19 protein-coding genes are annotated in these 24,335 nt (G+C 66.0%); 1 reads left to right on the top strand and 18 read right to left on the bottom strand.

Features of this window, described 5'->3' with window-relative positions; translation table 11 throughout:
• Window positions 1-34: 34 nt before the first annotated feature.
• The 16 genes from ftsZ to coq7 all read right to left on the bottom strand — a co-directional run bounded on the left by ftsZ (window position 35) and on the right by coq7 (window position 18,344).
• A complete protein-coding gene (gene ftsZ / locus WT24_RS24060) occupies window positions 35-1,231 on the bottom strand; it encodes a cell division protein FtsZ (protein WP_006477012.1) in 1,197 nt (398 codons plus the stop codon).
• 112 nt (window positions 1,232-1,343) lie between these two features.
• Window positions 1,344-2,576 (bottom strand): cell division protein FtsA, encoded by a 1,233-nt coding sequence (ftsA, locus tag WT24_RS24055; protein ID WP_059500905.1) that lies wholly within the window; start codon window positions 2,574-2,576, stop codon window positions 1,344-1,346.
• A gap of 26 nt (window positions 2,577-2,602) precedes the next feature.
• The gene (locus WT24_RS24050; RefSeq protein WP_059500904.1) at window positions 2,603-3,355 is read right to left on the bottom strand and encodes a cell division protein FtsQ/DivIB; all 753 of its coding nucleotides are present in this window, start codon (window positions 3,353-3,355) and stop codon (window positions 2,603-2,605) included.
• A gap of 19 nt (window positions 3,356-3,374) precedes the next feature.
• On the bottom strand, window positions 3,375-4,316 hold the full coding sequence (locus WT24_RS24045) for a D-alanine--D-alanine ligase (protein WP_059500903.1): 942 nt from the start codon (window positions 4,314-4,316) through the stop codon (window positions 3,375-3,377).
• A 1-nt stretch (window position 4,317) separates the two neighbouring features.
• Window positions 4,318-5,715, bottom strand: coding sequence for a UDP-N-acetylmuramate--L-alanine ligase (murC, locus tag WT24_RS24040; protein WP_060036086.1), 1,398 nt, complete (start codon window positions 5,713-5,715; stop codon window positions 4,318-4,320).
• The gene (gene murG / locus WT24_RS24035; RefSeq protein WP_060036085.1) at window positions 5,712-6,815 is read right to left on the bottom strand and encodes an undecaprenyldiphospho-muramoylpentapeptide beta-N-acetylglucosaminyltransferase; all 1,104 of its coding nucleotides are present in this window, start codon (window positions 6,813-6,815) and stop codon (window positions 5,712-5,714) included. Before murG ends, murC begins: the two co-directional genes overlap by 4 nt.
• Window positions 6,812-8,095: a putative lipid II flippase FtsW gene (gene ftsW, locus WT24_RS24030; protein WP_059500900.1), complete on the bottom strand. Its 1,284-nt coding sequence runs from the start codon at window positions 8,093-8,095 to the stop codon at window positions 6,812-6,814. Before ftsW ends, murG begins: the two co-directional genes overlap by 4 nt.
• The gene (murD, locus tag WT24_RS24025; RefSeq protein WP_060036084.1) at window positions 8,092-9,603 is read right to left on the bottom strand and encodes a UDP-N-acetylmuramoyl-L-alanine--D-glutamate ligase; all 1,512 of its coding nucleotides are present in this window, start codon (window positions 9,601-9,603) and stop codon (window positions 8,092-8,094) included. The genes ftsW and murD overlap by 4 nt, the downstream gene beginning before the upstream one ends.
• A 28-nt stretch (window positions 9,604-9,631) precedes the next feature.
• Entirely contained in the window at window positions 9,632-10,801 is a 1,170-nt protein-coding gene (gene mraY, locus WT24_RS24020) for a phospho-N-acetylmuramoyl-pentapeptide-transferase (RefSeq protein ID WP_006477019.1), read from the bottom strand.
• 16 nt (window positions 10,802-10,817) lie between these two features.
• Window positions 10,818-12,224, bottom strand: coding sequence for a UDP-N-acetylmuramoyl-tripeptide--D-alanyl-D-alanine ligase (gene murF, locus WT24_RS24015; protein ID WP_060036083.1), 1,407 nt, complete (start codon window positions 12,222-12,224; stop codon window positions 10,818-10,820).
• Window positions 12,221-13,759, bottom strand: coding sequence for a UDP-N-acetylmuramoyl-L-alanyl-D-glutamate--2,6-diaminopimelate ligase (locus tag WT24_RS24010; protein ID WP_060036082.1), 1,539 nt, complete (start codon window positions 13,757-13,759; stop codon window positions 12,221-12,223). Before WT24_RS24010 ends, murF begins: the two co-directional genes overlap by 4 nt.
• Entirely contained in the window at window positions 13,756-15,603 is a 1,848-nt protein-coding gene (locus WT24_RS24005; RefSeq protein WP_059500896.1) for a penicillin-binding protein 2, read from the bottom strand. The genes WT24_RS24010 and WT24_RS24005 overlap by 4 nt, the downstream gene beginning before the upstream one ends.
• Window positions 15,600-15,941 (bottom strand): cell division protein FtsL, encoded by a 342-nt coding sequence (ftsL, locus tag WT24_RS24000; protein WP_034206321.1) that lies wholly within the window; start codon window positions 15,939-15,941, stop codon window positions 15,600-15,602. Before ftsL ends, WT24_RS24005 begins: the two co-directional genes overlap by 4 nt.
• Complete coding sequence (gene rsmH, locus WT24_RS23995; RefSeq protein ID WP_034206320.1) at window positions 15,938-16,879, bottom strand: 16S rRNA (cytosine(1402)-N(4))-methyltransferase RsmH; 942 nt, start codon at window positions 16,877-16,879, stop codon at window positions 15,938-15,940. Before rsmH ends, ftsL begins: the two co-directional genes overlap by 4 nt.
• 23 nt (window positions 16,880-16,902) lie before the next feature.
• On the bottom strand, window positions 16,903-17,331 hold the full coding sequence (gene mraZ / locus WT24_RS23990) for a division/cell wall cluster transcriptional repressor MraZ (RefSeq protein ID WP_060036081.1): 429 nt from the start codon (window positions 17,329-17,331) through the stop codon (window positions 16,903-16,905).
• A gap of 386 nt (window positions 17,332-17,717) precedes the next feature.
• Entirely contained in the window at window positions 17,718-18,344 is a 627-nt protein-coding gene (gene coq7 / locus WT24_RS23985) for a 2-polyprenyl-3-methyl-6-methoxy-1,4-benzoquinone monooxygenase (RefSeq protein WP_059500895.1), read from the bottom strand.
• Between the two features lie 276 nt (window positions 18,345-18,620).
• Here coq7 and WT24_RS23980 point away from each other — a divergent pair, with 276 nt between their 5' ends.
• Window positions 18,621-19,772 (top strand): porin, encoded by a 1,152-nt coding sequence (locus WT24_RS23980; protein WP_059500894.1) that lies wholly within the window; start codon window positions 18,621-18,623, stop codon window positions 19,770-19,772.
• A gap of 300 nt (window positions 19,773-20,072) precedes the next feature.
• On the opposite strand, the gene WT24_RS23975 is transcribed toward WT24_RS23980, so the two are convergent.
• On the bottom strand, window positions 20,073-21,746 hold the full coding sequence (locus WT24_RS23975) for a long-chain fatty acid--CoA ligase (RefSeq protein WP_059500893.1): 1,674 nt from the start codon (window positions 21,744-21,746) through the stop codon (window positions 20,073-20,075).
• A gap of 137 nt (window positions 21,747-21,883) precedes the next feature.
• Entirely contained in the window at window positions 21,884-23,959 is a 2,076-nt protein-coding gene (locus WT24_RS23970; protein ID WP_060036080.1) for a molybdopterin-dependent oxidoreductase, read from the bottom strand.
• Window positions 23,960-24,335: the final 376 nt, after the last annotated feature.

Genomic DNA, 24,335 nt, shown 5'->3' with positions numbered 1-24,335 from the left:
CGGCGGTGTCGCCGCGGCTTCGCCTGTGTTTGCGTCAGTCAGCCTGCTTGCGCAGGAAAGCCGGAATGTCGTACGTGTCGACACCCTTCTCCTGCAGCGCCTGCACGTGCGATGCCGCGGTTTCGCGCGAATTGCGCCACACCGCCGGCGTGTCGAGCGCGCCGTAGTCGGCCGTGCTGACGTGATGCGGCTGCGCATAGCCGTGCGACACCGCGCTGACCGGCTGGTTGTCCGTACCCGTGCGCAGCAGCGTCATCGGAGCCGACTGCTGCTTCTTCGCCGCACGGCCCAGACCCGTCGCCACGACCGTCACGCGCAGTGCATCGCCCATCGCGTCGTCGTACACCGCACCGAAGATCACCGTCGCATCTTCCGCCGCGTAGCTCTTGATCGTGTTCATCACTTCGCGCGTTTCCGACAGGCGCAGCGAACGGCTCGACGTGATGTTGACCAGCACGCCGCGCGCACCCGACAGATCGACGCCTTCGAGCAGCGGGCTCGCCACGGCCTGTTCCGCCGCGAGGCGTGCGCGATCGACGCCGGCGACCGTCGCCGTGCCCATCATCGCCTTGCCCTGCTCGCCCATCACCGTCTTCACGTCTTCGAAGTCGACGTTCACGAGGCCGTCGACGTTGATGATTTCCGCGATACCTGCCACCGCGTTGTTCAACACGTCGTCCGCGCACTGGAAGCACTTGTCCATCTCGGCGTCGTCGCCCATCACGTCGAACAGCTTGTCGTTCAGGACGACGATCAGCGAGTCGACGTGATCCTCCAGTTGCTGCGAGCCTGCTTCGGCGACGCGCATGCGCTTGCCGCCTTCGAACTCGAACGGCTTGCTGACGACACCGACCGTCAGAATGCCCATCTCCTTCGCGATCTGCGCGACCACCGGTGCCGCGCCCGTGCCCGTGCCACCGCCCATGCCGGCCGTGATGAACACCATGTGCGCACCGCGCAGTGCGTCGGCGATGCGCTCACGCGCTTCTTCCGCTGCCGCACGACCCATTTCCGGCTTCGCACCGGCGCCAAGACCCGTGTTGCCAAGCTGGATCACCGACGATGCGCGCGAACGCGACAGCGCTTGGGCGTCCGTGTTCATCACGATGAAGTCGACGCCCTGCACGCCGCGGTTGATCATGTGCTGGACGGCATTGCCGCCAGCGCCGCCAACGCCAACCACCTTGATGATGGTGCCGTTGGTTTCGGTTTCCAGCATTTCGAATTCCATTGTTGCCTCCGTCAAGAGAATGACTGCTACTCGGCCGTTATTCGGCAGGAGATCGGGCAACCCCCTGTCGCGCGCCAGCCGCCGGCACCAGCGCGAATTTCGATTCGGTTTGTCAGAAGTTGCTCAGGAACCATTCCTTCATCCGCGAGAACACTTGCCCCGCGTTGCCGGACTGCACGGCGACCTTGCGGCCGCGCATGCGCTGAGCACTGCCTTCGACGAGCAGCCCCATCGCCGTCGAGTAGCGCGGATTGCGCACGACGTCGGCGAGGCCGCCTGCATATTCCGGCGCGCCGATGCGCACCGGTTTCAGGAAAATGTCCTCGCCGAGTTCGACCATGCCAGGCATCATCGACGCGCCGCCGGTAATGACCACGCCGGAGCTCAGGAGTTCTTCGTAACCCGACTCGCGCACGACCTGCTGCACGAGCGAGAACAGTTCCTCGACGCGCGGCTCGATCACGGCCGCGAGCGCCTGACGCGACAGCGTGCGCGGGCCGCGTTCGCCGAGGCCTGGCACTTCCACCATTTCGTCCGGATCGGCGAGCGCCTGCTTCGCGATCCCGTAGCCGACCTTGATGTCTTCCGCATCCGGCGTCGGCGTGCGCAGCGCCATCGCGATGTCGCTCGTGATCTGGTCGCCGGCGATCGGAATCACCGCCGTGTGGCGGATCGCGCCTTCGGCGAAGATCGCGATGTCCGTCGTGCCGCCGCCGATGTCGACCAGCACCACGCCGAGATCCTTCTCGTCTTCGGTCAGCACCGCGAGCGACGACGCGAGCGGCTGCAGGATCAGGTCGTTCACTTCCAGCCCGCAGCGGCGCACGCACTTGACGATGTTCTGCGCGGCGCTCACCGCGCCCGTCACGATGTGCACCTTCACTTCCAGCCGGATGCCGCTCATCCCGATCGGCTCGCGCACGTCTTCCTGGCCGTCGATGATGAATTCCTGCGTGAGGATGTGCAGCACCTGCTGATCGGTCGGGATGTTGATCGCCTTCGCGGTCTCGATCACGCGCGCGACGTCCGTCTGCGTGACTTCCTTGTCCTTGATCGCGACCATCCCGCTCGAGTTGAAGCTGCGGATGTGGCTGCCCGCGATCCCCGTGAACACATTGGTGATCTTGCAGTCGGCCATCAGCTCGGCTTCCTCGAGCGCGCGCTGGATCGACTGCACGGTGGCCTCGATGTTCACCACCACGCCTTTCTTCAGACCCTTCGACTCGCTCTGGCCGAGACCGATCACCTCGTAGTGGCCCTCGCCCTTCAGCTCGGCGACGATGGCCACCACCTTCGACGTGCCGATGTCGAGGGAAACCAGCAGATCCTTGTAGTCTTTGCTCATAAAGTGCTCTTGCGTGTGATCTCTCGTTACTTCTTGCGCTTGTCGGTATCGGTCAGGAACCGCATGCCCGCCGCGCGAATCGCGAATCCGTTCGGATAACGCAGATCCGCGTACTCGATGTCGTTGCCCCAACGCTCCGTGACGGCCGGCCACGCGGCCACCAGACGCTGGCTCCGGTCATGCAGCGTGTCGCTGTTGCGCTCCTTGCCCAGCTCGACCTGCATGCCGTTCGACAGCTTCACCGTCCACGCGTACCGCGCCGACAGCGTCACCTCTTCCGGCGCCGCCTTCAGCGGCGCAAACCATTTCCCGAAGTCGCGATACCGCGCGACGACTTCCTTCGCACTGCCTTCCGGGCCGTCGAATGCCGGCAGTTCCTGCTCCAGCTCGCCCTGGTTCGCGGTGAACAGCTCGCCGTCCACGCTCACGAGCTGATCGCTGCCCCAGGTCCCGAGCGGTTTGTACTCCTCGAGCGTGACAGCCAGCGCATTCGGCCACACCCGACGCACGCTCGCGTGACGCACCCACGGCATCTGCTCGAACGCGGCGCGCGCCGTGTCGAGATCGACCGTGAAGAAATTGCCCTTCAGCCGTCCAACCACGCCCGCGCGCACCGTCGGCGAATTGATGTGCTCGGTGTCGCCGTCGATCCGGATTTCCCGCAGCGCGAACGTCGGGCGCTGGATCAGCCAGTAGCAGCCGGCCGCCGCCAACACGAGCAGCAGCAGCGCATACAGCGCGCTGGCGGCAAGGTTGAGTTGGCGAACGTTGTTCCACATACGTCGTTCCGTTCCTGCGTCAGTCGTTGAGCGTGAGCGACAGCACCTTCACGACCAGCTCCGAATAGCCGATGCCGACCGCGCGCGCGGCCTTCGGCGGCAGCGAGTGGTCGGTCATCCCGGGGGCCGTGTTCACTTCCAGGAAATACGCATTGCCGGCCGCGTCGAGCATGAAATCCGCGCGGCCCCAGTCGGTGCAACCGAGCACGTCGAACGCACGGCGCGCGATGCGCTTCAGCTCCGCTTCCTGTTGCGCCGGCAGGCCGCACGGGATCAGGTACTGCGTATCGTCGGCAACGTACTTCGCGTGGTAGTCGTAGAACTCGCCGGCCGGCACGATCTTGATCAGCGGCAGGTCGAGATCGCCGGCGATGCACGCGGTGTATTCGCCGCCGCCTTCGATGCTCTTCTCGACGATCACGATCTTGTCGTGCGTCGCGGCTTCCTCGAGCGCGGCCGGCAGCGCGTCCGCCGTCTTCACCTTCAGCACCGCGACACTCGAGCCTTCGCTCGCCGGCTTCACGAACAGCGGCAGGCCGAGCTTCGCGACGATGTCGGTCGCACGCGCGGCCAGGTCGTCGCCGCGCATCACCGTCTCGAACGGCGGCGTCGGCACGCCCGTCTGCTGCCACACGAGCTTCGTGCGGAACTTGTCGAGGCCGAGCGCCGAGCCGAGCACGCCGCTGCCCGTGTAGCGAATGCCGTAGAAATCGAGTGCGCCCTGAATCTGGCCGTTCTCGCCGTAGCCGCCATGCAGCGCATTGAACGCACGCACGAAGCCTTCGTCCTTCAGTGCCGACAGCGGCCGCTCGGCCGGGTCGAACGGATGCGCGTCGACGCCAGCGTCGCGCAGGCCCTGCAGCACGAGGCGGCCCGAGGTGAGCGACACCTCGCGCTCGGCGGATTCGCCGCCGAACAACACCGCCACCTTGCCGAAACGTTTCGGATCGATCCCGCTCATGTCATGCCTTCTGTTGAATGTGTTGCGCGAGCTTCGCCGGCACGCCGCCGATCGAACCCGCGCCCATCGTGATCACCACGTCGCCGTTCTGCGCGACCTTCGCCAATGCATCCGGCACGTCGTCGACCGTCGCGACGAACACCGGGTCGACCTTTCCCGCCGCGCGCAGTGCACGCGACAGCGCGTCGCCGCTGGCCGTCGGAATCGCGGCCTCGCCGGCCGCATAGACTTCCGTCAGCACCAGCGCATCGACCGTCGACAGCACGTTGACGAAATCGTCGAAACAGTCGCGCGTGCGCGTGTAGCGGTGCGGCTGGAACGCCAGCACGAGGCGGCGGCCCGGGAACGCGCCGCGCGCGGCCGCGATCGTCGCCGCCATCTCGACCGGGTGGTGACCGTAATCGTCGATCAGCGTGTACTGGCCGCCGTCCGCGCTCGGCACTTCGCCGTAACGCTGGAAGCGCCGGCCGACACCGTTGAATTCCGCCAGCGCCCGCTGGATCGCGTCGTCCGCCACGCCGAGGTCGGTCGCGATCGCGATCGCCGCGAGCGCGTTCTGCACGTTGTGCAGGCCCGGCATGTTCAGCACGACCGCGAGCGGCGCGCGACCTTCGCGGATCACCGTGAAATGCATCCGGCCGTCGCGCGCGTCGATGTCTTCCGCGCGCACCTGCGCGTCCGGCGACAGGCCGTAGCGCACGACCGGCTTCGAGATGAACGGGATGATCTGCCGCACGTTCGGATCGTCGACGCACACGACCGCGCTGCCGTAGAACGGCAGGCGCTGCGTGAATTCGATGAACGCCTGCTTGAGCCGCGCGAAATCGTGGCCGTAGGTGTCCATGTGGTCGGCGTCGATGTTCGTGATGACTTCGATCACCGGATAGAGGTTCAGGAACGACGCATCCGACTCGTCGGCCTCGGCGACGATGAAATCGCCCGTGCCGAGCCGCGCGTTCGCGCCGGCGCTGATCAGCCGGCCGCCGATCACGAAGGTCGGGTCCAGCCCGCCCGCCGCGAGCACGCTCGCGACGAGGCTCGTCGTCGTGGTCTTGCCGTGCGTGCCGGCGATCGCGATCCCCTGCTTCAGGCGCATCAGCTCCGCGAGCATCACCGCGCGCGGCACGATCGGCACGCGCTTCGCGCGCGCGGCCAGCACTTCGGGGTTGTCCGAGCGCACGGCCGTCGACACGACGACCGCGTTCGCGCCCTCGATGTTCGCCGCATCGTGGCCGATCGCGATCCGCGCGCCCAGCGCCTCGAGACGATCGGTCACCGCATTGCGCGACAGGTCCGAGCCGCTGACCGCGTAGCCGAGGTTGACGAGCACTTCGGCGATGCCGCTCATGCCCGCGCCGCCGATCCCGACGAAATGAATGTGTTTGACGATGTGTTTCATTGCAGTTGTTCCAGGTTCGCGCCGGCCGCCTTCGCGCAGACGCGCGCGACTTCGTCGGTGGCCTCGGGCTTCGCGAGCGCGCGCGAACGTTCCGCCATGGCCGCGAGCGATGCCCGCGACTGGCCGCGCAGCCAGTCGGCGAGCAGTTCCGCCGACAGGTCGCGTTGTTGCACCAGCACGGCCGCGCCCGCATCGGCGAGGAACGCGGCGTTGGTCGTCTGATGATCGTCGACCGCGTACGGGAACGGCACGAACAGCGCCGCCACGCCCACCGCCGCGATCTCCGACACCGTCATCGCGCCCGACCGGCAGATCACCAGATCCGCTGCCGCATACGCGGCCGCCATGTCGTCGATGAACGGCACGAGCCGCACGTCTTCGCCGGCCGCGAAACCGGCCGCTTCGTAATTCGCCTTCAATGCGTCGATGTGCTTCACGCCGGCCTGGTGCACGACGCGCGGGCGCTCGCCCGGCGTCAGCTGCGCCAGCGCGCGCGGCACGACTTCGTTCAGCGCGGCCGCCCCGAGGCTGCCGCCGACCACCAGCACGTTGAGCGGGCCGCTGCGCGACGCATAGCGTGCCTGGGGCGATTCGATGTGCGCAAGTTCCGCGCGAATCGGGTTACCCGTCCATTCCGCGTGCGGCAGCGCGCCGGGGAACGCAACGAGCACGCGCTTCGCGAGTTTCGCGAGCACCTTGTTGGTCAGGCCCGCGATCGAATTCTGCTCATGCAACACGAGCGGGCGCCCCGACAACGCGGTCATCACGCCCGCCGGGAACGTGATGTAGCCACCCATCCCGAGCACGACGTCCGGTCGCACGCGGCGCAGCGCGCCGAGGCTCTGCCAGCATGCACGCAGCAGGTTGACCGGCAGCGTCAGCTTGGTCTTCAGGCCCTTGCCGCGCAGCCCGCCGAACCGCACGTACTCCATCGGAATACCGTGCTTCGGCACGAGCGTTGCTTCCATCCCGGCCGGGTTGCCGAGCCATACGACGCGCCAGCCCGCCGCTTCCATCCGGTGCGCGACCGCGAGCCCGGGGAACACGTGGCCCCCGGTGCCGCCTGCCATCACCATCAGCGTGCGTTGCGACGCGGTCATACCTTCCCTCCGCGCATCAGTACGCGATTTTCGTAATCGACCCGCAGCAGCACCGCGAGCGCGACGCAGTTCAGCAGGATGCCCGAACCGCCGTAGCTCACGAGCGGCAGCGTCAAGCCCTTCGTCGGCAGCAGCCCGAGGTTCACGCCCATGTTGATGAACGTCTGCGCGCCGAACCAGATGCCGATGCCCTTCGCCATCAGGCCCGCGAACGTGCGATCGAGCGCGAGCGCCTGACGGCCGATCTCGAACGCGCGACGCACGATCCAGTAGAACAGCAGGATCACGACCAGCACGCCGACGAAGCCGAGTTCCTCGCCGATCACCGCGAGGATGAAGTCGGTATGCGCTTCCGGCAGGTAATTCAGCTTCTCGACGCTGCCGCCGAGGCCGACGCCGAACCATTCGCCGCGCCCGAACGCGATCAGCGAGTGCGTGAGCTGGTAGGCCTTGCCCTGCGCGTAGCGCTCGTCCCACGGATCGAGGTACGCGAAGATCCGCTCGCGACGCCACGGCGACAGCCACACGAGCATCGTGAACGTGCCGACCGCCGTCGCGACGAGGCCGCCGAACAGCTTGCCGTTCACGCCGCCGAGGAACAGCACGCCCATCGCGATCGCGGCGACCACCATGAACGCGCCCATGTCGGGCTCGAGCAGCAGCAGCGCGCCGACCAGGCCGACCGCGAACGCCATCGGCAGGAAGCCCTTCGCGAAGCTCTGCATGTATTCCTGCTTGCGCACCGTGTAGTTCGCCGCGTAGATCGTCACCGCGAGCTTCATGATTTCCGACGGCTGCATGTTGGTGATGCCGAGCGGAATCCAGCGGCGCGCACCGTTCACACCCTTGCCGACGTGCGGGATCAGCACGATCACGAGGCCGACGAGCGCGATCAGGAAAAGATGCGGCGCGTACTTGTCCCAGGTCGACACCGGCACGCGGAACGCGATCACCGCCGCGACGAACGCGACGGCGAGCGACACGCAGTGACGCATCAGGAACGCGTAATCGTGATACGACGCGTATTTCGGCGAATCGGGCATCGCGATCGACGCCGAATACACCATCACGACGCCGAGCCCGAGCAGCGCGATCGCGACCCACAGCAGCGAATAGTCGAAATCGAGCATCCGCGAACGGCTCGGGCGCACGCCGTTGACGACGCTCGCGAGGCCGCCCGTCGCGGCGCGCGTGGCCGATGCGACGCGGCCGCCCGCGGCATTGCCGCCGGTGTCGCGCCGGTCGTTGAAACGGGAGACGAGGCGATCGGACCAGCTCATGGCGTCGCTCCTTTGTCGATGGCGATTTCGTCGACCGCCGCGCGGAACACTTCCGCGCGATGGGCGTAGTTCCGGAACATGTCGAGGCTCGCGCACGCGGGCGACAGCAGCACCGCGTCGCCCGGCTCGGCCAGATCGGCCGCCGCGCGCACCGCGCCTTCGAGCGTCGCGTGGTCGGCGAGCGGCACGCCCGTTTCGGCGAGCGTGTCGCGGATCGCGGGCGCGTCGCGGCCGATCAGCATCACCGCGCGGCACCAGCGTGCGACTGGAGCAACGAGCGGTGCGAAATCCTGGCCCTTGCCGTCGCCGCCGGCGATCAGCACGATTTTCTGCGCGAGGCCATCGAGTGCGGCAACCGTCGCGCCGACGTTCGTTCCCTTGCTGTCGTCCACATAATCGACGTCGTCGATCGTCGCGATCACTTCGACGCGATGCGCTTCGCCGCGGTATTCGCGCAACGCGTGCAGCAGCGGCGCGGCCGGCAGATCGATCGCACGCGCGAGCGCGAACGCGGCCAGCGCGTTCGCCGCGTTGTGCAGCCCGCGGATGCGCAGCGCGTCGACCGGCATCAGGCGCTTCTGCGCGATGTCAGGCGTATGCGCGGCGTCGCGCTTGCGCCGGCGCGTCGTCGCCGCTTCATCCGGCGCGTCGCGATCGACGGCTTCCACCAGCCATGCGATACCGTTGTCGCGCGACAGCCCGTAGTCGCCGTCCTGCGTCGGTTCGTTCAGGCCGAACGTGACCGTGCGCGTCGCGTCGGCCGCGCCGGCTGCCGGCGCGAACTTCATCACGGCCGCGTCGTCGCGGTTCAGCACGCGCGTCGTCGTCGCGCCGAAGATCCGGCCCTTTGCCTGCGCGTACGCGTCGAAGCTGCCGTGCCAGTCGAGGTGGTCCTGCGTGATGTTGAGGATCGCGGCGGCATCGGGCGCAAACGTGCGCGCGGTCTCGAGCTGGAAGCTCGACAGTTCGAGCACCCATACGTCGGGCAGCGCGGTGTCGTCGATCGCGCTCGCGAGCCGGTCGAGCATCGCCGGGCTGATGTTGCCCGCGACGGCGACCTTCTTGCCCGAGCGCTGGCACAGCAGGCCCGTGAGGCTCGTCGTCGTGGTCTTGCCGTTGGTGCCGGTAATCGCGAGCACCTTCGGCTGGTAGCCGCTCGTGCCGAGCGCGCGCAGCGCCTGCGCGAAGAACTCCAGCTCGCCCCACACCGCGATACCGCGCTCGTTCGCGGCCGCGACCAGCGCCGCGAGTGCCGGCTCCAGCGGCGACAGCCCGGGGCTCAGCCCGACGAGCTCGATGCCGCCGTCGAGCAGCGCGGGCGTGAACGCGCCGCCGACGAATTCCGCATCGATGCCTTCGGCCTGCAGCGCGGCAAGGTTCGGCGGCGCCTCGCGGGTATCGGCAATGCGCAGCCGGCACCCGTGCCTCGCGCACCATCGCGCGATCGCGAGACCCGATTCCCCGAGCCCCAGTACGAGCACCATCGGCCGTTGCCGATCTCCAAACATCTCGCCAGACATCCTTGTTACCTTTCCTTTACCGCAGCTTGAGGGTGGTCAGACCGAACAGGCACAGCATCAGCGTGATGATCCAGAAACGCACGACCACCTGCGTTTCCTTCCAGCCGGACAATTCGAAGTGGTGATGCAGCGGCGCCATCTTGAGCAACCGCCGCCCTTCGCCGTAACGCTTCTTCGTGTACTTGAACCACGACACCTGCAGCATCACCGACAGCGTTTCCGCGACGAAGATGCCGCCCATGATGAACAGCACGATTTCCTGGCGCACGATCACCGCGACCGTGCCGAGCGCGCCGCCCAGCGCCAGCGCGCCGACGTCGCCCATGAACACCTGCGCGGGGTGCGTGTTGTACCAGAGGAACGCGAGCCCGGCCCCGCCCATCGCGGAACAGAAGATCAGCAGCTCGCCCGCGCCCGGAATGTGCGGGAACAGCAGATATTTTGAATAGACCGCACTGCCCATCACGTACGCGAACACACCGAGCGACGCGCCGACCAGCACGACCGGCATGATCACGAGGCCGTCGAGGCCGTCGGTCAGGTTCACCGCGTTGCTCGCGCCGACGATCACGAAGTAGGTCAGCACGATGAAGCCCCAGACGCCGAGCGGGTAGCTGATCGACTTCAGGAACGGCAGCATCAGGTCGGCGCGCGCCGGCAGCCCCATCGACAGGCCGCTCCTCACCCACGCCATGAACAGGTCGAACACGCGCACGTTGTTCGCCTCGGACACGCTGAACGCGAGGTAGACGGCCGCGAACAGCCCGATCACCGATTGCCAGAAATACTTCTCGCGCGACGACATCCCGCGCGGGTCCTTGTGGACGACCTTGCGGTAATCGTCGACCCAGCCGATCACGCCGAAACCGAACGTGACGAGCATCACGATCCAGATGAAACGGTTCGTCAGATCGCCCCACAGCAGCGTCGCGACCGCGATGCCGATCAGGATCAGCACGCCGCCCATCGTCGGCGTGCCGGACTTGACGAGGTGGGTCTGCGGGCCGTCCTTGCGCACGGCCTGCCCGACCTTCATTTGCGTCAGCTTGCGGATCACCCACGGTCCGCACACGAGCCCGATCCCGAGCGCGGTGATGGTGGCCATCACCGCACGGAACGTGAGGTACGTGAACAAGCGCAAAAAGCTTGCGTCTCCTTGCAGCCATTGCGCCAGCGCCAGCAGCATGCTTCCTTCCTTCTACTCAGTGTGCGGCGGGCACGGTGCCCGCCGCGGGTTGGTTCGTCAGCGCGTCGACCACGCGCTCCATCTTCATGTACCGCGAGCCCTTCACGAGCACCGTCGCCTGTGCGCCGTAACCGGCCGCGAGCAGCGCCGCCACGAGCGCGTCAACGTCGCCGAAATGGCGCGCCGTGTCGCCGTATGCGGTGCACGCGTCGCGCGATGCGTCGCCGAGCGCGAACAGCGCGTCGATTCCGCGTTCGCGCGCATACGCGCCGATCTCGCGGTGAAATGCCGGCCCTTCGTCGCCGACTTCGCCCATGTCGCCGATCACCAGCACGCGCGGCGCCGGATGCGCGGCGAGCACATCGATCGCGGCACGCATCGAATCGGGGTTCGCGTTGTACGTATCGTCGACGATGGTTGCGCCCGCAAGACTGCCGACGCTCGCCTGCCTCACCTGCAGCCGGCCCTTGACCGGCTCGAACGATTCGAGGCCCTGCCGGATCGCCGACAGCTCGACGCCGGCGCCGAGCGCCGCGGCCGTCGCGGCCAGCGCGTTACGCGCGTTGTGCTCGCCGAGCGCACGCAGCCGCACCGTGACCGCGCCGACCGGCGTGTCGATCGCGAGTTCGCCGCTGTGCACGCGCCCGACGACCTGCGCGTCGCTCTGGCGTTCGGCGTCGTGCAGCGCGAAATCGAGGATCCGGTTGCCGGTCGCCGCGACGCGCCAGATGCCCGCGTACGCATCGTCGGCCGGGAACACCGCGACGCCGTCCGGCGGCAGCGCGTGGATCACGGCCGCGTGTTCGAGCGCGACGGCCTCGACCGTCGCCATGAATTCCTGATGCTCGCGCTGCGCGTTGTTGACGAGCGCGACCGTCGGCGCGGTAAGGCGCGCGAGGACTTCGGTTTCGCCCGGATGGTTCATCCCGATCTCGATCACCGCGAGACGATGCGCGGCCGACAGGCGCAGCAGCGTCAGCGGCAGGCCGACGTCGTTGTTCAGGTTGCCGGCCGTCGCGAGCCGCGCGTCGGCGCCGACCGCCGCCGCGAAGATCGACGCGATCATTTCCTTGACGGTCGTCTTGCCGTTGCTGCCCGTCACCGCGACGAGCGGCAGCGGGAATCGCATCCGCCAGCCGTGCGCGAGCGCGCCGAGCGCGGCGCGCGTTTCGCCGCCTTCGATCAGCGGCATCGCGATGCCCGCCGGCGCATGCGCGACGAGCGCCGCGGCGGCCCCGCGCGCGGCGACGTCGCCGAGGAAGTCGTGTGCGTCGAAACGCTCGCCCTTCAGCGCGACGAACAGGTCGCCCGGGCCGACCGTGCGGCTGTCGGTCGACACGCGGTCGAACGTGACGCCCGCGTCGCCGCGGACGGTGGCGCCGGGAATCAGGCGGGCGGCTTCGCCGAGACTGAGCATCGTCATTCGGCGCCTCCCTTGCCGTGCGTCGCGCGCGCTGCGAGCGCGAGCCGCGCGTGATCCTGATCGGAGAACGCGCGCTTCTTGCCCATGATTTCCTGCGTGGCCTCGTGGCCCTTGCCGGCCAGCACGACGACATCCTCGCGTGCGGCGCCGCGCACCGCCTGCAGGATCGCGCTCGCGCGATCCTCGATACGGCGTGCGCGATCGGGCGCGGTCATGCCCGCGACGACCTGGTCGATGATGTGCTGCGGATCTTCGCTGCGCGGGTTGTCGCTCGTGACGACGACTTCGTCGGCGAGCCGCTCCGCGATCGCGCCCATCAGCGGACGCTTCGTCGCATCGCGATCGCCGCCGCAGCCGAACATGCAGACGAGCCGGCCGCCGCGCGCCGCGGCGATCGGGCGCAGCGCGTCGAGCGTCTTTTCGAGCGCGTCGGGCGTATGCGCATAGTCGATCACGACGAGCGGTTCGTCGTTCTGCAGCCGCCCGCCAAGCCGCTGCATCCGGCCGTTGACCGACTCGAGCCGCTCGATCTCGGCGAGGGCCGCCGCGAACGGCACGTCGGCCGCGAGCAGCGAGCCGAGCACGGCGAGCAGGTTGCTGACGTTGAACGTGCCGAGCGTGCCGACCTCGACGTCCGCGTCGCCCCACGACGAACGCAGGCGGAATGCGGTACCCGTCGCGGTCGCGCGCACGTCGAGCGCGACCAGTTCGCGATCGGCGTCGGGCGCCTGCACATCGCCGATCCCGTACGCGATCGTGCGCACGCGGCCGGCCAGCTTCTCGAGCAGGCGGCGGCCGGCTGCGTCGTCGCGATTGATCACCGCCGCGCGCAGGCCGCGCCATGCGAACAGCTTCGCCTTCGCGGCCTCGTACGCGTCGAACGTGCCGTGATAGTCGAGGTGATCCTGCGTGAGGTTCGTAAACACCGCGATGTCGAACGCCGTTCCGTTCACGCGCCCCTGGTGCAGCGCGTGCGACGACACCTCCATCGCCACGGCCTGTGCGCCCGCGTCGCGCAATTGCGCGAGGCTGCGCTGAAGTTGCGGCGCGTCGGGCGTCGTGAAGCCGGTCGGCACGAGCTGGCCGGGCATCCCGCTGCCGAGCGTGCCGATTACCGCGCACGGCTGGTGCAGCGCCGTCAGCGCGGCGGCGATCCATTGCGTGCACGACGTCTTGCCGTTCGTGCCCGTGACACCGACCGCGAGCAGGCTGTCGCTCGGATCGCCGTACCAGCCGCTGGCGATCTCGCCCGCGAGCTGGTCGAGCGCCGGTACCGCGAGCGCGACGGGTACGGTCTGCGCGTCGGTCAGCCCTTCCGGCTGATACAGCACGGCGGCCGCACCGCGTGCGACGGCATCGGCCATGAAAGCGCGGTTGTCTGCCCCGTCGACCGCATACGCGACGAACACGTCGCCAGCGTTGAGGCTGCGCGTGTCGGCATGCAGTTGCGCCGCGGGGGCCACATGCTGACGCAGCCACGCGAGCGCGGCTGCGATCTGCTGATGCGCCGGATGGGAACTGCGGGCGGCGCTCATCGAACAACTCCTGGTGAATTACGCGTCGTGCTGGACACGATCATATGCTTTGCGCCGCTCCCCGCGGCCAGCTTTTGCGGGCCCTTTGCGGGAGCGGATTCCGGCGAATCGTCGGACACGACGAGCTGCTTGATCGGCATGTTCGGCGGGACGTTCAGCGCACGCATCGTGTCGCCGGCGATCGCCGAGAATACGGGGCCGGACACCTGACCGCCGAAGTGGCTGCCGGCGGTCGGCTCGTCGACCGACACCGCGATCACGACGCGCGGATTCGGCATCGGCGCCATCCCGACGAACGACGCACGGTACTTGCGCGTGTAGCCGTGACCTTCGTGCTTGTATGCGGTACCGCTCTTGCCGCCGACGCGGTAGCCCGGCACGGCCGCATCCGGCGACGTGCCGCCCGGCGCGACCACCGTCTCGAGCATCGCACGCACTTCGCGCGCGGTGGTCGGGTTGAACACCTGCGTGCCCGCGACCGGCTGATTGGGGTCGGTCTTGAAAATGGTCACGGGCATCAGCTCGCCGTCGTGTGCGATCGCCGTGTACGCCCGTGCGAGCTGGAACAGCGACACCGACAGGCCGTAGCCGTACGACATCGTCGCCTGCTCGATGCGGCGCCAGCTCTTCCACGGACGCAGACGGCCGGCCACCGCGCCCGGGAACCCGACCTTCGGCGCCTGACCGAGGCCGATGCTCGTATACATATTCCACATTTCCTCGGGCCGCATCGTCATCGCGATCTTCGTCGCGCCGATGTTGCTCGACTTCTGGATCACGCCGCCGACCGTCAGCGTACCGAAACCCGCGTCGTCGGTGATCGGCGCGCCGTCGAGCACGAAATGCCCGTTGCCCGTCTCGACGAGCGTGTTAGGCGTCACGCGGTGCAGGTCGAGCGCGAGCGACACGGTGAACGGCTTCATGATCGAGCCCGGCTCGAACACGTCGGTCATGATCCGGTTGCGCAACTGCTCGCCCGTCATGCGCGAGCGGTCGTTCGGGTTGTACGTCGGGTAGTTGACGAGCGCGAGCACTTCGCCGGTACGCACGTCGACGACCATCGCCGCGCCGGCCTTCGCCTTGAACTTCTCGACGGCGGCCTTCAGGTTCGCGTACGCGATGTACTGGATCTTGCTGTCGATCGACAGGTCGACGTCGGTGCCGTTGTGCGGCGGAATCTGCTCGGCGACGTCCTCGACGATGTGCCCCATCCGGTCCTTGATCACGCGACGCATGCCCGACGTGCCGGACAGCATCTTCTGGTCGCCCAGTTCGACGCCTTCCTGCCCTTCGTCCTCAACGTTCGTGAAGCCGATCAGGTGAGCGGTGATCTCGCCTTCCGGATAGAAGCGCTTGTATTCGTTGCGCTGATAGATGCCGGGAATGTCGAGCGCGGCGACCTTGTCGGCGACGTCGATCGGCACCTGGCGCTTCACGTAGACGAAACCCTTGTCCTCCGACAGCTTCACGCGCAGCTCCTTCGACGTCATGCCGAGGAGCTTGCCGAGCTGGTTGATCTTGTCCGCGTCGAGATCGTCCGGCACCGCGTCCGGAATCGCCCAGATCGCGCGCACCGGCAAGCTCGTCGCGAGCACGAGCCCGTTACGGTCGAGAATCTTGCCGCGCGTCGCCGGCAGTTCGATCGTGCGCTGATAGCGGCTTTCGCCCTGCTTCTGATAGAACGCGTTGCCGGGCCCCTGGATCCAGAACGCGCGAGCGGCCAGCGCGACGAACGCCATGAACAGCAGGAACACGACGAGCTTCGAGCGCCACATCGGCAAATGAACGCCCAGCACGGGGCTCGACGAGAACTTCACGTTCTGGCGCTTCGGAGACGGCTTCATCGCGCGCCCCCCTTGCCCTTGCCGGTCGTGTCGGCCGATGCCGCGATCGGCGCGTCGATCGCCTTCGCGGCGCCGGGCGGCAGCGTCAGGTATTGCGTGCGGCCGGTCGAGATCGGCTGCATTTTCAGCGAATCGTTCGCGAGCTGCTCGATGCGCGACGTCTTCGAGAGCGCGCTCTGCTGATATTGAAGCTGCGCATAGTCCTGCTGGAGCTGACGCTCCTGCGACTGCGCGCGCTGCAGCTGGATGAAGATCTGGCGTTGCTGGTTCGTCGAGTTGACGACCGACAGCGCGCAACCCATCACGATGATCAGCAGGAAGATGTTGAGGCGGCTCATGGCGTGACGCGCTCCGCGATGCGCATCACGGCCGAGCGGGCGCGCGGATTCGCGGCGACTTCCGCTTCGCTCGGAAACTGGCGGCTGATGATCTTGAGCGGCGGGCTCGGGAGGTCGACGGCGCGAATCGGCAGACGACGATCGACCGCAGGCGCGCTCGCGTGCGCCTGCATGAATCGCTTGACGATCCGGTCCTCGAGTGAATGAAAGCTGATGACCACCAGCCGCCCCCCTTGCTCCAGCAACGACAATGCCGCGTCTAGTACGACTTGCAGGTCCGCAAGCTCTTGATTGACGTGAATCCGTATAGCCTGAAAGGTGCGGGTTGCCGGATCCTTGCCCTTCTCACGGGTTTTGACGACGTGACCCACGATTTGGGCAAGCTCGCCCGTGGTGTCGAGAGGCCCAAGACGGTCGGACTCTGCCCGGCGAGCAACAAGCGCCTTTGCAATCTGAAAAGCAAACCGTTCTTCCCCATAATCCCGTATCACCTCCGTCAATTCCTGCACCGAAGCCCGCGCGAGCCATTCGGCCGCCGACTCGCCACGCGTCGGATCCATTCGCATGTCCAGCGGACCATCGGCGCGGAAGCTGAAGCCGCGCGCCGGATCGTCCACCTGCGGCGAGGACACGCCCAGGTCCAGCAACACCCCTGACACCTTCTCGACGCCGCGCGCCGCAAGCGCGTCGCGCATCGATGCAAAGCTGTCGTGCACGATCGAGAAGCGCGCATCCTCGATGCCCTGCGCCGTCTCGATCGCCCTCGGATCCTTGTCGAACGCGATCAGCCGCCCGGCCGGCGCCAGCCGCGCGAGCACCGCGCGGCTATGGCCGCCGCGCCCGAACGTGCCGTCGACATACACGCCGTCCGGCCGCGTCACGAGCGACTCGACCGCTTCATCCAACAGCACCGTCCGATGCCGCAATTCATTTCCCATCGCGGGCGTCTCCGTCACCGCAATCAGAACGTGAAATTCTTCAGCGCGTCGGGCATGCCCTGCGCCATCGCTGCCTGCTCCTTCGCGTTGTAGGTATGCGAATCCCACAGCTCGAAGTGACTACCCATTCCCAACAACATGACTTCCTTTTCCAGTCCGGCTGCCATGCGCAGCTCGGGCGATACAAGAATCCGGCCCGCGCTGTCGAGATCGACGTCCATCGCATTGCCGAGAAAAATTCGCCGCCACCAGTGGGCGTCCATCGGCAGCGCGGCGATCTTGGCGCGGAACACTTCCCATTCGGGGCGCGGAAACAGCAACAGGCAGCCGTCCGGGTGCTTGGTCACAGTCACCCGTCCTTCTGCCTGTCCTTGCAGCGCTTCGCGATAGCGAGCCGGCACCGACATCCGCCCTTTCGCATCGAGCGTCAGCGCCGACGCCCCTTGGAACACTTTCCGCTCTCCCGTTCAGGGCACCGAAGCACCCGCTCAATGCTGAGAATTTAGCCGGAATAGCCTGCTAAATCACACAAAAATACACTTTCTCACACTGTCTCCCACTTTAGAGGAAGGGTGTGGCACGGTCAAGGGAGCGGCCCGCTTTTTTGACGAATTTTGTTAGTTAGAACAAGGACTTACGCGCGCATGCTCATGCGACCCCTCATTCCAAAAACCGTTATAAATGAATGAGCTAGTGCAACTTGTGAAGGTGATACGTGAGAAAGGCGGGCCAGACGGGCGTGCGGACGGGGCTTTCGGGGGCGGGAAAACGAGGAGTGAGCGGACGGTATCGGGGGCGGCGAACCGGGGCGACGTCCCACGCCACCCCGGCGCAAATCTCAGAGATAGTACGCAGTGCTCGTCATGACTTTCGACGCGGCGCGCATCAGCATCCGCGCAGGCAGCGGGAGTTCGATACCGCCTGCGTCGGTCGCTGCCTTGCCGTGCTTGACCTCGTCGATCCGCATCTGGTCGACGATCGCGCGCGACGCGGTGTCGGTCGCCGGCAGCTCGGACATATGGCCTTCGAGGTGGCTCTCGACTTGCCGCTCCGTCTCGGCCATGAAGCCGAGGCTGACCTTGTCACCGAGCGCGCCGGCCGCCACGCCGATCGCGAGCGCGCCGGCATACCAAAGTGGGTTCAGCAGGCTCGGGCGCGAATCGAGTTCCTTCAGGCGGTGCGCGGTCCACGCGAGGTGATCCTCCTCCTCGCGCGCGGCCTCCTCGAACATCGCCTTCGCCGATGCCGTGCGCGCGGTGAGCTTCTGCGCCTGGTAGAGCGCCTGCGCGCAGACCTCTCCGACGTGATTCACGCGCATCAGCCCGGCCGCGTGCGTGCGTTCGGCGGGCGTCAGTTCGACGTCGGGCGTATCGGCCGGCACAGGCACCGGCCGGCTCATCCGGCTAATGCCGGTCAGCGATCGCAGGCCGCGATCGAATTCGCTGATCAGTTCATCCAACACCATCCTGTTCTCCTGGCTGCAGGTGCCGCTGCGCGCGGCAAAGGCACGAGTCCGCCGCGTAACCGACTTGATTATTCAGCGGAAATTGCGGTTAACCCGTGATTTTAACCATTGTTGCATAAAGGAAACATAGCGGCGTTGAGCTGCAGCATTTCGCTTTGTGGCAAAAAACGGCTTTGCTACATTACGTGCGACTTCTTGCGAAGTTGATGGGGCCCGTCAACAGAACATAACTATCCGCCCCGCCAAAAAAATTCAGTGATTCTTGGAGATCCGTTAATGAAAAAGTCGCTTCTCGCGCTCGTCGCGCTGGGCGCGTTCGCTGGCGCTGCCCATGCGCAAAGCAGCGTGACGCTTTACGGCATCATCGATGAAGGCCTGCTCTTCAACAACAACGCAGGCGGCAAGCACCTGTACAGCATGGCCAGCGGCGTGATGCAAGGCAGCCGCTTCGGCCTGCGCGGCACCGAAGATCTCGGTGGCGGCCTGAAGGCGATCTTCACCCTCGAAAACGGTTTCGACGTGAACAGCGGCAAGCTCGGTCAGGGCGGCCTGATGTTCGGTCGTCAGGCTTACGTCGGCCTGTCGAGCCAGTACGGTACGGTCACGCTGGGTCGTCAGTACGACTCCGTCGTCGACTTCGTCGGCCCGCTCGAGGCAGGCGACCAGTGGGGCGGCTACATCGCCGCTCACCCGGGCGACCTCGACAACTTCAACAACGCGTATCGCGTGAACAACGCGGTCAAGTACACGAGCCAGAGCTACGGCGGCTTCACGTTCGGCGGCCTGTACAGCTTCGGCGGCCAGGCTGGCCAGTTCTCGAAGAACCAGGTCTGGTCGCTCGGCGCAGGCTACAACAACGGCCCGCTGGTCCTTGGCGTCGGTTACTTGAACGCACGCACGCCGAACCAGTTCGGCGGCATGTTCAACAACGGGTCGACGTCGTCGTCGGTCTCGTCGCCGATCTACGGCGCGTACGCGAACAACGCGAACACGTACCAGGTCATCGGTGCAGGCGGCGCATACACGTTCGGCGCAGCGACGATCGGCGCGACGTACTCGAACACGAAGTTCAAGGGCTTCTCGGCAGGCCCGTTCGTGAACCAGACCGCGACGTTCAACAACGGCGAAATCAACTTCAAGTACCAGTTGACGCCGGCGTTGATCCTCGGCGCGGCGTACGACTACACGCAAGGCAGCAAGATCAACGGCAATTCGGCAGCCAAGTACCACCAGGGCTCGCTGGGCGTCGACTACTTCCTGTCGAAGCGCACCGACGTCTACGTGATCGGCGTGTACCAGCACGCATCGGGCAACGTGCTCGATTCCAACGGCAACGTCCTGAAGGCAACGGCAGCGATCAACGGTCTGGCCGGGTCGAGCACCAGCAACCAGGTTGCAGCACGCGTCGGTATCCGTCACAAGTTCTAATCAGCTTGTCTGACAAGCCGCAGCATATTGGAGGCGCCTTCGGGCGCCTTTTTCTTTTCTGACGGGGCGGGACGTTGGCGGGTCGGCGGGTCGGCGGGTCGGCGGGTCGGCGGGTCGGCGGGTCGGCGGGTCGGCGGGTCGGCGGGTCGGCGGTACGCGGGTCGCGTACGCCGCCCCGAGCCGTCAGCCCGAAAACAAGGCTTGCCGCCGCCTCCGCACGAAACGAGCGCTCCGCCGCAGCCGCAAACGAAAAACCCGGCAACAGGCCGGGCTTTTCGTTCAACCGTATCGTTGCGTGCGTTACGCGCGTCCGTCGCGCAATTCGCGCCGCAGGATCTTGCCGACGTTCGTCTTCGGCAGCTCCGTGCGGAACTCCACCAGTTTCGGTCGCTTGTACCCGGTGAGCCGCTCCTTGCAGTAAGCAAGGATGTCCTTGTCGGTCAGCGCCGGATCCTTTTTCACGACGAACAGCTTCACGGCTTCGCCGGAATGCTCGTCCGGCACGCCGACTGCCGCCACTTCGAACACACCCGGATGCGAGGCCACCACGTCCTCCACTTCGTTCGGATACACGTTGAAGCCCGACACGAGAATCATGTCCTTCTTGCGATCGACGATCTTCACGTAGCCACGCGCATCCATCACGCCGACGTCGCCCGTCTTGAAGAAGCCATCCGCGAACATGACCTTCGCGGTCTCGTCCGGCCGGTTCCAGTAGCCGGCCATCACCTGCGGCCCGCGGATGCAGATCTCGCCGGGCTCGCCGAGCGCGACGTCATTGCCGGCATCGTCGCGAATCGCAACTTCGGTCGACGGCAGCGGCAAGCCAATCGTCCCGCTGTATTCGGTGGCCGTCACGGGGTTGCAGGTTGCCACCGGCGACGTTTCGGACAGCCCGTATCCTTCGATGATCGCAGTGTGGGTCTTTTCATACCACCGCTTCGCGACACCTTCCTGGATCGCCATGCCGCCGCCGTTGGCGATCACGAGCTTCGACAGGTCGAGCTGATCGAATTCGGGATGGTTCAGCAGTGCGTTGTACAGCGTGTTGACGGCCGGAATCGTCGAGATCTGGTAACCCTTCAGTTCCTTGATCATGCCGGCGATGTCGCGCGGGTTCGGGATCAGGACGCCCATGCCGCCCGTGCGCATCGTCAGGAAACCGCAGACGGTCAGTGCGAACACGTGATACAGCGGCAGCGCGACAACCGTTACGAATTGTTTCACGTCGGGGTACTTGTCGTGGGCCGGCTGATGCCAGGCGCCGGCCTGCAGCACGTTCGACACGATGTTCCGGTGCAGCAGCGTCGCGCCCTTCGCAACGCCGGTCGTGCCGCCCGTGTACTGCAGGAACGCGATGTCATCGGGGCCGATCTTCTGCGGCTTGAACGCCTGTCGTGCGCCCTCCGAGAGCGCGGCCTTGAAGCGCGTGAACGACGGCAACTGCCACGCAGGCACCATCTTCTTCACGTGACGCACGACGTAATTGACGATCCATCCCTTGATGCCCAGCAAGTCGCCCATCGATGCGACGACCACGTGCTTGACGGCCGTATTGGCGATGACGGCCTGCAACGTCGACGCGAAATTCTCGAGGATGACGATCGCCTCCGCACCGCTGTCCTTCAGCTGATGCTCGAGCTCGCGCGGCGTATAGAGCGGATTGACGTTGACCACGGTATAGCCGGCGCGCAGGACCGCAGCGATCGTCAGCGGGTACTGCAGCACGTTCGGCATCATGATCGCGACGCGCGCCCCGCGAGCCAGGCCGCGGGACTGCAGCCAAGCGCCGAACTGACGCGACAGCCTGTCGAGTTCGCCGTACGTGATGCGCTTGCCCATGCAAACGAACGCGGTACGGTCGCGATACTGCCGGAAGCTTTCGTCGAGCAGGTCCGGGACGGACGGATAAGGAGAGGGGTCGATTTCGGCTGGAACGCCGGGTGGGTACGATTTCAGCCAAATTTTGTCCATACCGCGCGTCTCCTCACAGATTTTCGAATGGTCGTGCTAAAACGCATCGTAACGGCTCCCCCGCCCCGAGACAACAGGGTTAGATGTCCACTTCGAACTTGCGTGTCAATTTCGTCTGATCATACGGCGATATTCGATCAAATTCGCTCAACTTCCACAAGACAATCGTAAAACGTCGCCGAATTGCCCAGATCGGTCAGCGCCTGGCTCGTCACCTCATTCGCGTTCTTGCCGTCGGGTGACAGTTTCTTCCACCAGATCGACAGCCCGACGACGAGCCCGGCACGCGCGCGATCGGTGATTCGCGCGCGCGCCTGCATCGAGCCGCGGTCGTTGAAGATGCGGACGACGTCGCCCTCTGCGATGCCGCGAGCGCTGGCGTCGGACGGATGCATGTCGAGGTGCGGCTCGCCTTCCGTCGAACGCAAGCTGTCGACGTTTACGAACGTGCTATTCAGGAAGTGGCGGGCCGGCGGCGAAATCATCGCCAATGGATAGCGTGCGGCGAGCTCGGGCGCGGCTTCGGTGGATTCGAACGGCGGCAGGTAGTCGGGAACGGGATCCATGCCCATCTGCTCGAGCCGCGGGCTGTAGAACTCGCACTTGCCGGAGGGCGTGCGGAAACCGCCATTCGCGAATGGCGCCTCCGGCAGCTTGAGCTTCAGCCAGCCGGCCCGCTTCAGCGTGTCCCAGTCGCTGTCGAGCGCCGGATCGTCCCAGCGAAGCGCCGCGCGCGCGACCTCTTCGTCGCTTTGATAGAGCGCGGGCTCGTCAAGGCCCATGCTGCGCGCGATCCCGCGAAAGATCTCCGTGTTCGGCCGCGCGTCTCCCACCGGCGGAATCGCCGGCAGGTTCGCCATCACATAGGTATGGCCATACGATTTATGGACATCCAGATGTTCGAGCTGCGTGGTCGCCGGCAATACAATATCGGCGAAATCGGCCGTATCTGTCTTGAAGTGCTCGAGAACGACCGTGAACAAATCGTCGCGCGCGAAGCCCGCGGCGACTTTCGACGAGTCCGGCGCAACCGCCACCGGATTCGAGTTGTACACGATCACTGCTTCGACTTTCGGCCCGAACGTCGCGTCTCCCGGATGCAGCAGCGCGTCGCCGATCGCGTTCATGTTGATGATGCGAGGCAGCTTGTGCGGCCAACCCGGCATCAGGTCCGGACGCAGCAGCGCCGCCTGATTGACGGGCGCCGATTCCGACGACGACAGCAGCAGGCCGCCTGCCCGATCGCGCCACGCCCCCGTCAGCGCCGGCAGGCTGGCAATCGCGCGCACGGCATTGCCGCCGCCGCGAACACGCTGCATGCCGTAGTTGAGGCGGATCGATGCCTTCCGGGTAGCGCCGTAGCGACGCGCAAGATCGATCAGCACCGACGCATCTATGCCGCAGATCTCCGCCACGCGTGCCGGCGGATAGGACATCGCGCGCGCCTTGAGCGCGTCGAAGCCGAGCGTGTGGTCGGCGATGTAATCGTGATCGAGCAGGTTTTCGGTAATCAGCACATGCATCATGCCGAGCGCAAACGCACCATCGGTACCGGGCTTCAGTGCGATGTGCTGATGGCATTTCTCTGCGGTCAGCGAACGATATGGGTCGATCGCGACAAGACGCGCGCCACGGCGCTTCGCTTCCTGCGCGCGGGTCCAGAAATGCAGGCTCGATGCAATCGGATTCGCGCCCCATATCAGAATCAGCTCGCTTTCCTCGAAGTATTCAAGGTGCATGCCGACACTGCCACCGTATGTGTATCGCAGCCCCGCTGCGCCGGCTGCCGCGCAGATCGTCCGCTCCAGCCGCGAGGAGCCGAGCGTGTGGAAGAAGCGCTGGGCGATGCCTTCGCCTTGCACGAGCCCCATCGTTCCCGCATAGCTGTACGGCACGATCGCTTCCGGCGCGCGTGCGGCGATTTCACCGAGGCGGCGTCCGATCTCGTCGAACGCCTCCCTCCAGCTGATCGGCATGAAGCGCCCTTCTCCCTTCGGGCCGACCCGCTTGAGCGGGACAGTGAGGCGATCGGGGTGATGAACGCGATCCGCGTATCGGCTGACCTTCGTACACAACACACCCTGCGTCGGCGGATGGTCGGGATCGCCCGTGACCTTGATTGCCTTGCCGTTCTCGACGGTCACCCGCATGGCGCACGTGTCCGGACAATCATGCGGGCAAACAGCCCGGGCTACCTGGGTGGCGGCGTTCATCGTTTTGAATGCAGAGATGGGGATTCGCAAATTTTACGTGGACCCGCCGAATAAAGCGCCCATTTCGCACCGATTTTGGATTACCTGACCGAAGACGGGACGAGGTGCCCGGCTCAAGGAAGTGGAGCTGGTCGCCCAATCGCGCTTGACGATACGTTGCGGAGGGCAAGTTGCGATCTTGATCGAAGATGCGATCAATAATCGATTGAATCGCCGGAGATAGGGGCGATTGAGGCGGATTTGATGTTGCGATTGATGCGGTAGTAATTTCCGCCGCACAAATGCAAAAACCCCCGCCTTCGGGCGGGGGTTCTTGGCTTAGGGAGCCTGACGATTACCTACTTTCACACGGGAATCCGCACTATCATCGGCGTAG

This window comes from Burkholderia sp. MSMB1078WGS (genome assembly GCF_001528895.1).
Lineage (GTDB): Bacteria > Pseudomonadota > Gammaproteobacteria > Burkholderiales > Burkholderiaceae > Burkholderia.
This window is presented reverse-complemented; position numbering and strand designations above follow the sequence as displayed.

Bases quoted from the DNA above. Each gene is read 5' to 3' on its own strand.
- WT24_RS23970 (WP_060036080.1), bottom strand. From the start codon at position 23,959: ATGAACGCCGCCACCCAGGTAGCCCGGGCTGTTTGCCCGCATGATTGT.
- ftsL (WP_034206321.1), bottom strand. From the start codon at position 15,941: ATGAGCCGCCTCAACATCTTCCTGCTGATCATCGTGATGGGTTGCGCG.
- ftsW (WP_059500900.1), bottom strand. From the start codon at position 8,095: ATGAGCTGGTCCGATCGCCTCGTCTCCCGTTTCAACGACCGGCGCGAC.
- ftsZ (WP_006477012.1), bottom strand. From the start codon at position 1,231: ATGGAATTCGAAATGCTGGAAACCGAAACCAACGGCACCATCATCAAG.
- WT24_RS23980 (WP_059500894.1), top strand. From the start codon at position 18,621: ATGAAAAAGTCGCTTCTCGCGCTCGTCGCGCTGGGCGCGTTCGCTGGC.
- ftsA (WP_059500905.1), bottom strand. From the start codon at position 2,576: ATGAGCAAAGACTACAAGGATCTGCTGGTTTCCCTCGACATCGGCACG.
- WT24_RS24010 (WP_060036082.1), bottom strand. From the start codon at position 13,759: ATGAGCGCCGCCCGCAGTTCCCATCCGGCGCATCAGCAGATCGCAGCC.
- murC (WP_060036086.1), bottom strand. From the start codon at position 5,715: ATGAAACACATCGTCAAACACATTCATTTCGTCGGGATCGGCGGCGCG.
- WT24_RS23975 (WP_059500893.1), bottom strand. From the start codon at position 21,746: ATGGACAAAATTTGGCTGAAATCGTACCCACCCGGCGTTCCAGCCGAA.
- WT24_RS24005 (WP_059500896.1), bottom strand. From the start codon at position 15,603: ATGAAGCCGTCTCCGAAGCGCCAGAACGTGAAGTTCTCGTCGAGCCCC.
- murD (WP_060036084.1), bottom strand. From the start codon at position 9,603: ATGTTTGGAGATCGGCAACGGCCGATGGTGCTCGTACTGGGGCTCGGG.
- mraY (WP_006477019.1), bottom strand. From the start codon at position 10,801: ATGCTGCTGGCGCTGGCGCAATGGCTGCAAGGAGACGCAAGCTTTTTG.
- rsmH (WP_034206320.1), bottom strand. From the start codon at position 16,879: ATGGGAAATGAATTGCGGCATCGGACGGTGCTGTTGGATGAAGCGGTC.
- coq7 (WP_059500895.1), bottom strand. From the start codon at position 18,344: ATGGTGTTGGATGAACTGATCAGCGAATTCGATCGCGGCCTGCGATCG.
- murG (WP_060036085.1), bottom strand. From the start codon at position 6,815: ATGACCGCGTCGCAACGCACGCTGATGGTGATGGCAGGCGGCACCGGG.
- WT24_RS24045 (WP_059500903.1), bottom strand. From the start codon at position 4,316: ATGAGCGGGATCGATCCGAAACGTTTCGGCAAGGTGGCGGTGTTGTTC.
- WT24_RS24050 (WP_059500904.1), bottom strand. From the start codon at position 3,355: ATGTGGAACAACGTTCGCCAACTCAACCTTGCCGCCAGCGCGCTGTAT.
- murF (WP_060036083.1), bottom strand. From the start codon at position 12,224: ATGACGATGCTCAGTCTCGGCGAAGCCGCCCGCCTGATTCCCGGCGCC.